The organism is Halomonas daqiaonensis (genome assembly GCF_900109725.1).
In the GTDB taxonomy this organism is placed as follows: domain Bacteria; phylum Pseudomonadota; class Gammaproteobacteria; order Pseudomonadales; family Halomonadaceae; genus Halomonas; species Halomonas daqiaonensis.
This window is the reverse complement of the sequence record NZ_FOBC01000013.1, coordinates 95290-110102: the sequence shown is the minus strand read 5'-3', so window position 1 is coordinate 110102 and position 14813 is coordinate 95290. Positions and strand designations below refer to the sequence as shown.

Here is a 14813-nt window from a genome sequence, read left to right as displayed (position 1 = left end):
ATAAATCGGCCGCTGACGTCATCAAGCTGCTGGACCCAACACAGGACGCTGACAAGACCTCCAGCAGCGCCAAGAGCACTGGACGCGCTAAGCGCAAGCTGAAGATCTACAAGAACCCGAACACCGGCGAGGTCGTCGAGACACGCGGCGGCAACCAGAAGACGCTGAAGGCATGGAAGGAGGAGCACGGCGCAGAAACCGTTGAAGGCTGGCTGGTAAGAACAGAAGACTAAAGCACTTCAATCCTGCCCACCAACCCATCGGTGGGCAGGGCAGCTTTCGGCCAAGAGCGGACGTCCAGCACGAGCTCATATAAGATGGAGTTTAGTTGTCACCGCCTCAAGACCGAACATACAGCGTGAGCCCCTCCCGGCGGTGCACCGTCAAAAGCTCACCATCCTCCGGAACATGATCGGAACAATACGCTTTCCATTGCTCCCCGTTAAGCATTACCAACCCCGTCGCCATGCCATCCCGAAGATCGAAGCGGCCCCGGGCTCTGACTCGCTTTCCGATCACGTCATTCCTGAGTAGATCCGGTCGCTGTTCCACATGCCTCTCATTACTCCAAGCCTCGAACCAATCTGCCGCGTAGTAGATGAGCAGGAATGCTGCCAAGAGAATCACGCCGCCTATGCGCAACGCAGGAGCTTCCGAGAGCACCAACGCGGCGGCTGTGCCAAACACAACGACGAATAGGGCGATACGCAGAAAGAACCGTATTAAAACGTGCCACACTGGCATAGTTACGCTCAACCTTAGTTAGACCACACGCTTATTCTACTGGTTTATTGTGCCGGCGCGTTCAGACCAATAAAAACGAATGGACAACATCGCCCATAACTTTATAAACATACTGAAAATCAAATATACTTTGGCCGTAAGGCACGAATAAAAATGCCAGCAGCATTTTTAGAAAGATCCGTAATGGGTCGTCAGCTAATCTCACTGAAATTCAGCATAGCCTAAAATTCCACATACGGCCAAAAGCTGTCTTTCAGACATATCTGATATCATGCAGCCGTTAAACGGCGGGCGACAGAAATGGAAGGCTGCTATCTGCTGCGTATTGATACGCCTTACTATAATGATTCGTACTCGCTTGGATGGGTAAACTCGCGTTTTTTCGACAGAAATACTCGTAGAGTGCCCGATGTCGGCGGAGGCCATACTCGTCAGAGCGAGTCTCATAGGAACTTACCCATCCTATTAGGTTGTTGAGATTTTTATCTTGCTCCTCTTTCGAGCTGAACTTCTCAGGCTCCCATGGCCGCGCACGGCAGTGCGCAACACATACATCAATCCCAGGGTTAAGAAATATGAGCTCTTCACACTCTGCAAGGATAGAGTCAATTATATCTGAGTAGCAACCTTCGATTATCCAACTCTCATTTTCGGAAATGAAGCACATTACATCTGAAATGCTATCTTCAAGACGTCGTCTCTCAGCTCCATCCAGAAATGCCACTTCATCCATAGGCAGGCGAGCAGCTGGATGCTTAGCCATAAATTTCCTGGAGAGAGTGCTCTTGCCAGACCCAGAATTTCCAAGAAGTATCATTCTCACCTAATTATTCCTCAAGGTGAATAGGCACCGAACCGTGCGCTCTAACATTGGACGAAAAAGCACGCAGAATTCGCCGCCAGCCCGGCTTGGGATCGATAAATTCCGACGCGCCTATCAGAAAGTAATATTCCACATTCGACCAAACGCTGACTTCGTCGGAGTTCCTCCACGTTACGGGTATAGCTTCTCTAGCCTGCAGACATTTTCTGGACGAGTAGTTTGTCGATCCGTCGCCCATCTAGGTCGATGACCTCGATCCGCCAGTCGCCGACGGTGATGTGCTGGCCCAGCTTCGGCAGTTCAGCCGCCCGGTGGAGCACGAGGCCGGCCACGGTATCGTAGTCGGGCACTTCCTCCAAAGTAAGACCGATGTGGTCGGCGAACTCGTCGACAGGCATCCAGCCGGCGACAAGCAGCGAGCCGTCCGCGCGTTCGATCAGCTTGGGCTCATCCGTTTCCGCATCATCGAACCCCCCCGTGATCGCGCCGAGGATATCCATGGGGGTGATGATGCCCTCGAAATGGCCGTACTCGTCGTAGACGAGCAGCATCTGCGCGGGAGCCGTCTTGAGTTGTTCGATCACCTGCATAGCCGGCAGGGCGTCGGGGACCACCGGTGCTGGTCGTGCAAGTGACCTGGGGTCGAAGCCTTCCTCTTCCACCTGCAGGAGATCATGGCTCTGCAGGATACCGACGATGTCGTCCTGCCCTCCATCACGCAGCGGTAGACGTGACCGGCCAGAGGTGCGCAACCGGGCGAGGATCTCAGCACGGGTTTCGCCGACGCCAGCAAGCTGGACCTCATGCCGCGGAGTCATCAAGCCGCGCGCGCAGCGGTCGGCGATGCGCATGACACCGGTGATCATCTTGGTCTCGCCCTTCTCGATGGTGCCAGCACTCTCCGCCTCGACGATGATCATCCGGATCTCCTCGTCGCTGACGGTGGCCTCGCGCTTCCCCGAGTGCCCAAGCAGCATGAGAACGAGTTTACCTGATCGAACCAGGAGCCATACGAGCGGCAAGGCGGCGCGAGAAAGCAGGTGCATCGCCGGTGCCACACGGGAAGCGACGGTCTCCGGGCTGGCCAGCGCGATCTGCTTGGGAACGAGTTCGCCGATGATCAGCGAGAGGTAGGTGATCACGACCACGACGATACCCACGCCCAAGGGATCGGCGACCAGCACCGGAACCCCGAGACCCGGTAGCGCGTCGGCGAGCCGGGCACCCAGCGTCGCCCCGGAGAAGGCTCCGGAGAGAACGCCGACCAGAGTGATACCTATCTGCACCGTCGAGAGAAACCGAGCCGGGTCTGCGGAAAGGGCAAGTGCGGTCCTAGCGCCACGTGAGCCACCTGCGGCTCGCGTCTGGAGACGCGTCGAACGGGAAGAGACAATAGCCAGCTCCGACATGGCGAGCAGGCCGTTCAGTACGATCAGGGACAGAACGATGAGGATTTCGAGGAGCATGGTAGCCAGTAGAGTGACGTCGAAGAGGAGCTGTCGGGAAAGTTCGCTAAGCAGAGGAAAGCATGAGCGCCTTTTAATCATGGCACATTACATGGCCCTCGGCATACCATTGGTATCAGGTGTGCTTTACCGGGGTCGGGGGGCACGAGTCAGGCCTCGCCCGGTTTCACAGCAGGCGCCTCAACTCCCCATATTTTTCTCAGCAAAGCGACAACGCGACCGAAAGATGATCACGGATTTTTTTAGTCATTGTTCATGCCTTTCGTATACTTAGAAAGGTTCACGCAATGTCATTAGGCTCCAATGATGGCACCCTTGAGGGCAGGTCAACACTCGTTAAAATAATGACCGTATTTCTCACAGCAACTATCGGCCAGGAGCAGACTTTGTCCCCGAACAAGGAAGCGCCCTTTGGCCGGAGGCGCAGGGTATCTGGGGAAGGCGGGGTGAAAAGGTGGATAGGCTTGAAAGAGCCAGAGTCATTTCATGTGCCAGCTATGTTGACAGGCTCCGTTCCGTATTCCAGCAAGCTTGGCAGGCATGGTCATTATCCTATGGCATCCCGAAATATCGGCAAAGCCCGCTCAATCATCTCGATGTTGGCCGTCAGGCTGATCCGAAAATGGCGTCGCCGTTCGAAGAGAGTACCGGGCAAAACGAACACGGATCGCGCGGCCAGGATTTCTATAAAGCGCAGCGCGTCGCCACCCGGAGCCTCTCCCCACAGGTAGAATGTCCCTTCCGGATGAACCATTTGATAGCCCCACTGCTCGAGCGAATGGAGCATTAGATTCCGCTTCGTGGCGAGGGCATCAAGATCGATCGACACATTCTCCAAGGAAGCTACCGAGTACTGCATGAGCGCGCTAGGGAAGGTCCAACCCATCGCCATCTGGACAGAGAAAGTCGCTCCCTGCAGTTCCGCACGCTGCTCTGCCGGGACACGGGGTGAGATCGCCAGATACCCGAGCCGCTGGCCGGGAGCAAGGAGCACCTTGCCGTAGCTGTAGTCAATAAGCGTCCATGGATAGAGCGTAGCCGGGCTCACGAAGGGCGCGTTGTTGAAACGGATGCGTCGATAGGGTTCGTCCGAGAGCAGCCAGATGCGCGCGCCTATTCGGTTGGACGCGGAGTCGAGTAGATCGGCGAGCGCTTGCAATTGCTCTTGCGAATACACCCGGCCGGTGGGGTTGTGAGGACTGTTGACGACGACCATACGCGTACGCGGCGTGATGGCAGCGTCGATCGCTTCCAGGTCAAGGTCGAAGTCGGGTTCACTCAGGCCAGCCTTGACCGGGACGAGATCTGCAGCCCGCAGCATCGAGGCGTAGCAGAACCAGCCGGGGGCCGGGATGACTACCTCGTCGCCCGCGTCAAGCACCAGGCGAAAGGCGAGCGCGATGGCGGCGAAAGCGCCATGCGTCAGCGCAATATCCTCGGGCTCGAAATCAAGCCCAAGCTCGCTGGAAAGCGCCTTGGCAATGAAGGCCCGCGGCTCGGGCTCACTAATCTTGTAGGCAAACCACTCCGGATTCTGCGGTTGAAGGTTCCGTGCGAGGGCCTCCACAAGACCGGCAAGTGGCATTTCGTGGGGATTTCCGAAGCTGAAATCGCAAGCCCCTGCGGTACTCCTTGCTTCTCCGCTGCTTGAACGGAGGAAAAAATCTTCCACCAGTGCGAACTCTGCTGACGCATTCCGGCTCCGCTGTGAGAGTACCGTCATAACTGCACCTCTTTCTTTCGCAGGGGGTAAAGGTGACAGAAAGATTAAGTGTAGTTCTCGGTCATTGGGAACGCTGACTATTTTCTTCGGTAGCTAATGACAGATGATCTGAAGTTGACCCGGTTCGGTGAGAGAGAGGTCACGCGTCAGGACCGAGGGCGGTGGAGACGACGGCGACATCGGCTTCTCGACAGAGTCAGGGTGCCCTTGCGAAGGCCGCGCCTTGCACTGCGAAACAGCCTGGCAAAGAATTCGGCCCGCAATCGGGCATTGCGCTGCTCGAGTTTCTGAATTTGCGGATTCGGATTGTGGAAGGCCATCGCTATCACCTCCTCCGCCGACGCGAGCATACTGCATACTTGATGTGTAGCATAAGGGCACCGCGCATGCTTTCTGTGATTGCCCAAAAGTCAGGAATCGGCCAAAAGCGGTCCTGCGATCGAAACTGATATAATGAATAAGGATAGGTCGTGGCTTGCTTTTCTCACACGACCTATCCTTATTCATTAAACGATCTCTCCTGATAAGTGTCAATATGCGAACGATTGTTTGAGATAGCGAAAAACCAAGGCATACAGAACTACTAGAATAATTACATTGGCCCAAGAGTACTTGAACAACCACATCGCACCTAACACAAGAAATGATACTCCGACTAGTCGTAGAGCCCATAAGCTTTTTGTCTCACGGTCTGCACTAAGTGCCCAGACTTGCTGAAGTGCGATGACACTGATCAAAACCCAATAGATCATCGAGAAATTTGGTGAAACTATTTTATTTGGATCGAAGAGCCCAAGGAAATAATAGACCAGAAACATCCCCAGAACTTCGGCAAGATCCAGAAAAAATACGCCTACTCCATATTTCCCAACTTCCGTTTTCTGGATAGATAAAAAACAAGCGCTAAAGAAAACCCCAAATAGAAGCGCATAGTACAAGGCTATATCTGATAGCGCCGAAGATACGTTATCGTGCGTTGTAATTCGCAGCACAAAAACCACTAGCCCAGTTCCAAGTACAGCAGGATAATACAAGCCAAGCATCAAGCTTTGTAAGTTGTGATTTGGCTGTCTCTCTGACATTCTAGGTTTCCTAGTAGTGATTATATGAAATGCTGTTCTATTGAATTAACTCGCCAGCTGAATTTGCAGTAAGGTCGGCTTCGGGTCTCAACTGCCTCAATCATACAACCAGCGTAGACTAAAGGTCTTCACCCGGCCAGAAGCAGACCTTCAGGCTGTGCCTATATAAAGTTCTGCTTCGATGGCCAGCGTTTGAATGGCAACGGAACGGCCGGGCCGAATTAAAGCTGTTGTTAGATACATGCCCTACCTAGGTCCCTTCTAACCCCACAGATAAGAGGGAACTTTTACCTCGTCGGATTCAGAATCCCACGCTTGGCCGGCAATTCTCCATTGATCAGCATCCTTGACCAACAACAGCATCTCTACTCCCCGGCTCACCTCAGTCTCATTTTCAACCGTTTCGCAGGCAGCTATTGCAACGGCGACATTTCCGAATACGCGGACCTCCGTGCCCAAAACCTTCTCATGGAATGAACGGAGTTTCGTTTCTGCTAAGCCGGAAAGCCGTTCAATGAATGCGTTCACGGACTGCTGCTTCACCGGCCGTATCGCTGGATATAGCGGTGTGGCAGGGAAAAAGTCAAATCGGAATGTATCCCAATCAGCAGATACCCCCGGTGACCAACTCAGACAGCCAAACTGTCGCTCTATCAATTCTCGTATAGCTTTTTCGTCAGCCATTTTTTCCTCTGTCCTCATGACCGCCTCCCTAGATTCAACTTATCTTGATACTAAGAAAATTATTACGGGATCGGGGTTACTACTTACTAACAGTGGCTGGGCTATACAATTTGCATCGATGTCTGTGCATAACGACATCATTCAGAATAGACTAAAATTCAACTTTCGGCCAGGAGCGGACATTGATATTTTCCTAACATATAACGCCCGGCTCGCGCGACGGTTTGGAGCTGCGAAGCGGCGGAAAATCGGTCGCCGTGCAGCCGATTGTTACGAATTCCTAGCCGGCGCTACGATGCCTGCTCTCACCAATTCTTCTACTAGTGAAAATAACAGCTTCGCATCAAACTGACCTGAATAGTAAATAACGCGGAGATTCTCTCGGTCATAGACAAAATTTCGGCCTCTTTCTGGGGCCGGATCTAAGGCAAAGTCAACGGATTTATATTTGTGCATCCGGCCATTCAAATCGGACATTGAGAAGCCACAAATATGTAGTTTGGACGACACCTTAAAGTCTTTTGTTAACAATGAAACATCAGTTTCAAAGAACACATTGAACCAATGTTTATCGACTGCTTGGGCCTGGTAAAGAACAGAAGGGAGGCTGTTAATCAACTTTTCGTTTATCTTGAGGCAAAAAGGATCTAATACGAGGGATACACCAGCACCAAACTCATCACCCTCCTTGTGCCTGATGATTGCTCCATGTGTGTGTATCGTGTTTTTATCCGCCATCCTGAACTCGATATTATTTTCGACCAACAGCTTTTCAACCTTACCGAAGGGATCATCGACGATAGATATATCTTTCCCGCCGGGTTTCATCTTATTTGGAAATACCATCTTCACATGGTCTATTATATTTAGCACCTCCTCTGATACTTCTCGGCGACCAAAACTAAGGGCCAATAGCCGCTCGAAATCATCCTCAGAGAACGATTCGGGATAGCTGCAATCGAACTCTCGATTCAAAACAGCAATAATATTATTGAGACCCTCAGCGCCTGAGATGTTAAACCCCTGAAGCAAGTTTAAGGGTGGCTTTAAGCTTCCTATATCGACCCCATCTATTCCGATAGGAATAACCTTGACTCCCTTCGAGTAAGCAAAGCCAGCCTCAAAATAAATCCAGCTAGACATCGCTGATCTTGGCGATACAAAAACAAACATTATCTTAGATTTATTAAGATTTTCCTCGACTTGGTGAATCCAATTATTGCCAAAAGGAATGCTTTCGCCGTCGCTTGACTGAAAAAGATCAACGGTTCCTGAGGTGCGCCCGTTGACCAAATCCTTAATTTGGCGAATCAGCTCTTTGTCTAAAGAAGAATGACTAATGAATATTGTCGGTTTCTGCATACTCTGTCTCTAATCTTCGTAACGCTTCAATAACCGGCGCGCGTAAGCGCGTCCGACGCCGATAGGCGTGAAATTGATTGACTTGTTAAGCATAGACTCCAGGATAAAACAAATTAAGAGCCTCTCGAATATCATCTGTGTAATTTTCTTCTAATGAATCCAGGTAGCTATGGAAGTCATCCCAGCCTGCTACAGAATACACCTTTGTGTCATGCGGCTCTAATAGCATTGCTTCTGGATCTTCGCACCACTGCTTCATAACCCGGTCAATAAATATTGCATCACTGTAAGGCCCAAAAACAGAAATACACTCCGAATCATAGAATAGGCCGGCTAGTTTCCGGCGCGCATTGGCAAGATTTGTATACGCTCCGTTCTTAACCATTTTTCGTAGAACCGCAAATATGCCACATGAAATCCTTACATTGGGAATGTTAGTGAAATGTGGCGAAGAAAAGAACTCTCCTATTCTTTTCAAGCGGTCGTCTATCTCCATAGTTGAACTGTCACAATGAAGCAGGGATTCAACATACATTGTGTCTATAGGCGCTTCCATATAGCTATTAAGGCTTCCAGTGCCAACATTTACAACCATCTTCAGGTATTGATCTAGCAAAGATTTCCCGTACCCTCTAGCTTCCATATTTACATCTTCTTCAAAGGAAGTGGTTAACTTTCTCCATTCTGGGAACAGATCTACCAACCCCTCGATTGCAGCAGCCTTTCCTTGGCGCATGGCTTCTAAATCACCCAAGAAAGGCCGTATGTTAATCCAAAAATAATCATCCCACCGATGGATGTCCTCTCTAAATGCGTCGCACTCTTCTATAGGATGAATAATGTCAGTTTCAGATCTGAATGCATCAAACGCCCGATACATTTGCTCCTGTTTTATTTCATAAGCTTCATTAAACTGGTATCCACGCGCAGTCTGCTTTATGAATTTGTATAGATCTTCTTGTTGTTCGTGCCTCCACAAATGCGTCTCGTCTGTGTGCACAGATGAATATGGACATACGACCAGCTGCCTAGAAGCCATATCCTTTATTCGATTGGCTGCGTCTATAAATGGCTGTTCTTGGTCTCTAAACGCATGGGACAGAAAAAACTGATCAAGGTAAATTACTTTTTTTCTTATGTCTGGGAGCGGATGCCTCATCCATTCTCTGCAATTGTTACAGCCCCTGTTGAGAATATTTCTTCCTACATTCACATTCCCGTACTTTCCAGAAACACCACACTTAGGGCATGGTTCCTCAAGATGCCGGGTTATCAGCATACTTTCTCCTTGAGTGCAACACCAATCATCGCGCATGCTGCATATCCCGATGAACGTGCCTGCTGTCTTTGCCGGCATGTCCGCTTCGGGTCGATAGCTGTCATTAATAAAACGCTAATACACCATTACCGACATGTCGCTCGGGTTTTCTCCAAGAAGAACATGTTGCCATTCGTCCTCACGATTTCACCCTGACCAGTTCCTCCCACCGCGTCGTGTATCTCGGCGTCCTACGCTCACACCTTAGCGCCCAGGCATTGCCTTGGCGAGGAAGACCGAGCCGAACTATGTCCTTCCCCAGCTCACGATTGAGCTTGTCGAGGGTGGCCATCAACCGCTGGCTGCGCTGACGGTCGGCCTCGCTCTGCGCAGTATCATCCAGGGAGAGCTGGCGGTTGGCGTCGGCGCTGAGGTCGATCAGCATCACGCCGGCCTTCTGGTAACGATAGCCTTCGAGGAAGATCGCCAGTAGGCCGTGGGCGGCAGCCTGGGCGATCTCGCGGGTGTCGTCGGTGGGTCGTACCAGGGGCACCACCACGCTGTTCCGGTACTGCGGCTGCTCGAGCTGGAAAGGGTTGGTGCGCACGAATACCATCACGGCACTGGTAACGCTGCCCTGCCGGCGCAGCTTCTCCCCTGCCCTGGCGGCGTGCCGGCGGACGGCTTCACGCAGGTCAGCGCAATCGCTTGTCATGCGGCCAAACGAGCGCGACACCATGATCTGCTTCTTGGGGGCGGCCATGTCATCGAGCTGGATGGCTGGCCTCCCGCGCAACTCCCAGACGATGCGTTCCATCAGCACCGAAAAGGCGCGGCGGATGCGCTTGGGGTCGGCCTCTCGCAGTTCCCAGGCATTGTTAATGTCCATCAGGGCCAGGCGCTCGCCCGTTCGCCTCGCCACGCCCCACAGTTCGGTGACGGGAAGCTGCCGCAGCAGCGCCCGGGTGGCGGGACTGTCAGCTTCGAGCTTGCATACGCCCTCGTAAGCGGGAATTTTCTTGGCCGCCCGGTTGGCCACCTTGGCCAACACCCGGGTTGGCGCGAAGCCCACCGATACCGGAATGCCGGTCCACTGACGGACAGTCTGCCGCAGTTCGTGGCCTCGCCCCTCCAGTGTCGCCGGATCGAAGCCCTAGAAGCCGACGAAGCTCTCGTCGATGGAGTAGACCTCGACGTGGGGCGAGAACTGACCCAGCGTCTCGGTGACGCGGCGGCTCATATCGCCGTAGAGGGCGTAATTGCTTGAGAGAAGCACGGCCCGGCGGCGGATGTCCGGCGGCAGCAGATGCATGGCGGCTCCCATCTCCACGCCCAGGGCCTTGAACTCGTTGGATCGGGCAACGACGCAGCCGTCATTGTTGGAGAGCACGCCCACCGGCCGCCCTTCCAGCCGGGGATCGAACACCCGCTCGCAGCTGACGTAGAAGTTGTTGCAGTCGACCAGGGCGATCATGGCCGAGCGCCCGGCAGCGCGTGGACGACGTGGGTGACCACCCCCCACACATGGGCCTCGCGCCCTTCCAGCGGGATTGGCCGGTACTGCGTATCGCTGGCGGACAGATAGGTACGCTGCCCGACGCGCTCCAGGCATTTCACGGTCAGCTCGCCATCCACGGCGATGACGATGACCCGGCCCGCCAGCGCCTCGAGGCTGCGGTCCACCACCAGCAGGTCGCCCGGGTGGACGCCATCGCCCAGCATGGAGTCGCCCTCGGCGCGAACGAAGAAGGTCGCCGACGGCCGCTTGACGACATGGGCATGCAGGTCGATGTCGGTATCCAGGTGGTCGTCAGCCGTGCTCGGGGAGCCGGCGTGCACCTTGCTGACGAAATGGGACGGATGGTGCGGTACCGATCTGGGCACGGCCGACCAAAGTGGCGGAGAGAGGCTGCTAACTCGACATACGGATGATCTTAAATACAATATTTTTCATCCGGCAGGCAGTCTTACGCTTGCAAGACCCAACAAGAATTCGCCCCGATCGAGACCGAGGCGATGGGGGAAAATTACACGGCACTCCAAGTTCAGAATACCCTTGAGTTCAAGAAGCCCTTACTTGGGCCCACCATCTTGGTGATTATGAAGACAGCCGCCGGCGCGAAGTGACCAACCCGCCACATAGTTACCTTGAATCCATGACGACTGGAGCAATAGACAGCATTGCTACAGTGTAGTGTAAGCACGCCGCGAGGGTCTGGGCTCATGCCCCGCGCAGCAGGCCGCTATCACGCACCTCCAGTATCAGGATGTGTGTCACACCCACTGCGTAATCCACAGGATGACCCCCGGGAATATCGTGAAGAACCCCACAGCACCCAGCAGAATCAGCCAATATGGTAAGGCAGCTTTAGCCGCGGCTGGCAAGTCGACATCATTGTTCGAAATTGACGACAGTACGAAAAGGTTAAGTCCCACAGGGGGAGTGATCATACCGATCTCGATCAACAAAGTGACAATGATGCCGAACCAGATCGGGTCGAAGCCCAAGCCGGTAATCATCGGGAAGGTGATTGGCAATGTCATCAGCAATAGCGAGATACCATCGAAGAAGCATCCGAGCACGATGTACACGAAGACAATCATTAACAGAACGCCATAGGGACCCAGTCCGAAGCCACCGATTGCATCGAGGGCAGCACGCGGTATGCCCAGCAAACTGACTGCCTGCGAGAGAATCGCTGTGCCGATTAGGATCATGCCGATTGCGGCAAACATCAGGGAGGCATGCTTGAACGCTTCCCACAGGCGCAGCAGGCTCAGGTCTCCCCATGTCATACCCAGCACGATGCTGGCAACGACTCCCAAAGCAGCGGCCTCGGTAGGGGTTGCGATGCCAAGGTAGATGGTTCCCAGTACAAAAAAGATAAGAATGGGCAATGGCCAGATTTCCAGTATCCCTCTCCGTACCGCGGACCAGTCCATTTTATCTTTTGATAAGGGCGTCACCGGCTTTCCAATGTTGGAACGGATCACGATCCACAGCGAAAACGCACAGGCAATCATCAGACCTGGCAGCATTCCGGCAATGAACAACTTACCAATGGAAACATTCTGAGTCGCGCCGTAAATGATCAGCGCCAAGCTAGGAGGAATAAGCAATCCCAGTGTACCACCAGCAGCCAAGGTACCCACCACCATGCTGGTGTTATAGCCACGGCTTTTCAGCTCAGGATAACCTACCGAGCCTATCGCGGCGGCAGTTGAAGTACTAGAACCACTTACGGCGCCAAACAGGGTACATACGGCGATATTGGTATGCAGCAACTGTCCGGGGATTCGTGCGAACAATGGCGTCAGACCGTTGTAGACTCGCTTGGATACCCCGCTTGCCAGAAGGATCTCCCCGAGGAATATGAACAATGGCACCGCGCTGAGGGTGAAGTCGGTGAGCATGTTCCAGGCGGCATTGATGGCCAGCGGTGTGGCGCCGTTCGCCTGGAAATAAAGCAGAAGCATGCCGGTGAGGCCAAGGGCAGCACCCAAGACCGCCCCACTGGAGAGCAGAACGATCAGGCTTCCGCTGAGCAGTAGCCAGCTCATAAAGGAACATCCTTTTCCAAGGTTTGGTCCGCCATCGGTTGCCGTATGCCATGCCTAAACTGCACCAGGAGGCATAGCAGCATCGAAAAGGGCATGATCGCCATCCATGGCCACAGCAGAATGCCGCTGATATCGGCCCGTGAGCTTATGGAGTACGAGAAGCCCATAAAATCCCAGGCCTCATAGGCGAAGGCCATACAGAAAGCGACGAGTGTTAGAGTGCTGATCACATCCATGATCCGGGCCATGGGTCCGGGAACGATGTTCCGGATTATCTCGATACGCATGTGCCTACCCTTGTCCAACACATATGGCAGGCACAGAAAGGTCAGCGATAGAAAGAGTAAACCGGCCAACTCATCAGAAAAACGCAGAGGGCTCCCGCCCAGGTAACGCATCAGCGTGCTGACGAAGATCAACCCCGTCATGACTACGCCGCCGAACACACCGAGAAGAAAGACGCCATATGCCGTTCTCGCGATCAGCAGGCTGAGTATTCGCAGCATTTATATCGCCCATTCCGGAAATGAAGAGAGAGTCGGCAATCCTGCCGACTCAGAGCCTGACGTTACTCGGAGAGAGCTTCTGTAACATTATTGTAATAATACAAGCCATCTTCGCCGGCGTTTTCAGCCATGTCTTTCCAGGCCTTCCAAGCCGCTGCAACAAAGGTGTCCATATCTTCGTCGGAGAACGGTGACAGGACAGTGATGCCCAACGATTCGCGTTCTTTTCGGGCCAAGGCCTCACGCTCCGCATCGACGGCGAGGTCTCGAGTCCTTGCCCAGATCTCCTGACCTGCTTCCTCGAGGGCTTGACGCTGATTGTCGTCGAGACGGCCTAGGGACTGTTCGCTGATGCCGAATATCCACGGCGCGGCAGCCCAGGGATGTAGATACGACTCATATTCCGTGACCTCATGCAGGGAGACGGTCTTGGCCACAGTAGAAAGGTAATAGGCACAATCCACGACACCTGTCTGGAGTGCCATGTACATGTCATTTTGAGGAATCACCTGTGCCGCAATACCAAGTTCATCGAAGGTTTCGACGAGGTGCCTTGACCACACGCGTACCTTCTTGCCTTCCAGATCCTCGAGGGAGTCGACAGGCTCCTTACAGTGCAATCCGACATCGAAGACCGGTGCCACCACCCCGCCCACGGTATGGATATCCCACTTGGCGAATCCGTCGTCGTACATTTCCTTAATGACTGGCAGGATATCGAGATGCTGATCAGCTTCGGTGATCGCACCCTGAGCATAGACCGAAGCAAGTGCTGGTGCGTCGCGAGTGTAGTACTCGCCGTACAGCAGCGCCATATCGATCATGCCACGTTGAAGGCTACGCAAGACATCAGCCTCTTTCAGACCAAGTGCACCAGCATGGTAGACATCAATTTTCAGTTCCCCACCAGACTTCTCTTCCACCAAGGTCGCGAAAGCATCGATGTGCTCAGCCTCCGGCCGCGACTCCGTGAGACCGCTATGGAAATTAAAGGTTAAGGCATCCGCTTGCGCCATGGTTATAGTCGAGACCAAACCCAGAAAGGTTGCACCACTTGCCAACATATTCAATTTATTGTTCCTCATTTTTTATATTCTCAAAATGGATGAATGCTGATCATCTTAAAGGGCAATCCTAGGTGGCATAGGAACCATTACGACGTCAGCATGCTTGTTAACGACAACACTGAAATTGACAGAAAAACATAATGCGGCGGTTTGGCTGGCTGCATCACAATTGCGATTTTATGGTATACCCATGAGGCAAAATCGTCTTGAAGACGATGAGCGACGACCTGAGAAACTTTGCTTGTGTATCGTTTCCATTGAGCATTCAAACCTGGGCAATTTCGAGTCGGAAATTGCTGGGTTGACGCAGTTGCATCTGCACGCCGCCCGCCAGGATCAAGTGCTCGATCGCAAAGCCGTGAGTCACTCCAAGTTCAAGAAAAGCTTCCCTGGGCCCACCATCTCTAGTAATCATGAAGGTGGCCAGTCGTCTCGAGGTGACAAACCCATCACACATTTACCCTTAACCAATCGATGCTCACACGATAGACAACATTTCTGTCTTGCGGCGTAAACGATCACGTCCACTGCACGGGT

13 protein-coding genes and 1 pseudogene are annotated in these 14813 nt (G+C 53.2%); 1 reads left to right on the top strand and 13 read right to left on the bottom strand.

Annotation, left to right across the window (positions count from 1 at the left end):
* Positions 1–233 (top strand): histone-like nucleoid-structuring protein, MvaT/MvaU family (locus BMY30_RS11785; protein ID WP_089713892.1); only part of this gene is annotated, 233 nt, incomplete at its 5' end.
* 106 nt (positions 234–339) lie between these two features.
* Here the strand turns inward: BMY30_RS11785 and BMY30_RS18500 are convergent.
* The 13 genes and pseudogenes from BMY30_RS18500 to dctP all read right to left on the bottom strand — a co-directional run bounded on the left by BMY30_RS18500 (position 340) and on the right by dctP (position 14294).
* On the bottom strand, positions 340–744 hold the full coding sequence (locus BMY30_RS18500) for an NfeD family protein (RefSeq protein ID WP_089713890.1): 405 nt from the start codon (positions 742–744) through the stop codon (positions 340–342).
* Positions 745–1755: 1011 nt separating this feature from the next.
* Positions 1756–3033 carry a hemolysin family protein gene (locus BMY30_RS11770; RefSeq protein WP_089713911.1) on the bottom strand — a complete coding sequence of 426 codons (1278 nt, stop codon included), beginning with the start codon at positions 3031–3033 and terminating at the stop codon, positions 1756–1758.
* 547 nt (positions 3034–3580) lie between these two features.
* A complete protein-coding gene (locus BMY30_RS11765; protein ID WP_089713888.1) occupies positions 3581–4756 on the bottom strand; it encodes an aminotransferase class I/II-fold pyridoxal phosphate-dependent enzyme in 1176 nt (391 codons plus the stop codon).
* A gap of 530 nt (positions 4757–5286) precedes the next feature.
* Positions 5287–5838 (bottom strand): hypothetical protein, encoded by a 552-nt coding sequence (locus BMY30_RS17655; RefSeq protein ID WP_139195518.1) that lies wholly within the window; start codon positions 5836–5838, stop codon positions 5287–5289.
* A 261-nt stretch (positions 5839–6099) separates the two neighbouring features.
* Positions 6100–6540, bottom strand: coding sequence for a hypothetical protein (locus BMY30_RS11760; protein WP_089713886.1), 441 nt, complete (start codon positions 6538–6540; stop codon positions 6100–6102).
* A 252-nt stretch (positions 6541–6792) separates the two neighbouring features.
* Positions 6793–7884 (bottom strand): toll/interleukin-1 receptor domain-containing protein, encoded by a 1092-nt coding sequence (locus BMY30_RS11755; RefSeq protein ID WP_089713883.1) that lies wholly within the window; start codon positions 7882–7884, stop codon positions 6793–6795.
* Positions 7885–7969: 85 nt separating this feature from the next.
* The gene (locus tag BMY30_RS17650; RefSeq protein WP_139195517.1) at positions 7970–9163 is read right to left on the bottom strand and encodes a hypothetical protein; all 1194 of its coding nucleotides are present in this window, start codon (positions 9161–9163) and stop codon (positions 7970–7972) included.
* Positions 9164–9341: 178 nt separating this feature from the next.
* Positions 9342–9494, bottom strand: coding sequence for a DUF4113 domain-containing protein (locus tag BMY30_RS18495; RefSeq protein WP_425283446.1), 153 nt, complete (start codon positions 9492–9494; stop codon positions 9342–9344).
* A 60-nt stretch (positions 9495–9554) separates the two neighbouring features.
* Positions 9555–10616 (bottom strand): annotated as a pseudogene (locus BMY30_RS18490) (Y-family DNA polymerase); the annotation flags it as partial.
* Positions 10613–11026 (bottom strand): LexA family protein, encoded by a 414-nt coding sequence (locus BMY30_RS11745; RefSeq protein ID WP_244516192.1) that lies wholly within the window; start codon positions 11024–11026, stop codon positions 10613–10615. The pseudogene BMY30_RS18490 and the gene BMY30_RS11745, both read right to left, overlap by 4 nt.
* A gap of 390 nt (positions 11027–11416) precedes the next feature.
* Positions 11417–12703, bottom strand: coding sequence for a TRAP transporter large permease (locus tag BMY30_RS11740; protein WP_089713881.1), 1287 nt, complete (start codon positions 12701–12703; stop codon positions 11417–11419).
* Entirely contained in the window at positions 12700–13209 is a 510-nt protein-coding gene (locus tag BMY30_RS11735; protein WP_089713878.1) for a TRAP transporter small permease, read from the bottom strand. The genes BMY30_RS11740 and BMY30_RS11735 overlap by 4 nt, the downstream gene beginning before the upstream one ends.
* A gap of 62 nt (positions 13210–13271) precedes the next feature.
* Positions 13272–14294, bottom strand: coding sequence for a TRAP transporter substrate-binding protein DctP (gene dctP / locus BMY30_RS11730; protein ID WP_089713876.1), 1023 nt, complete (start codon positions 14292–14294; stop codon positions 13272–13274).
* Positions 14295–14813: the final 519 nt, after the last annotated feature.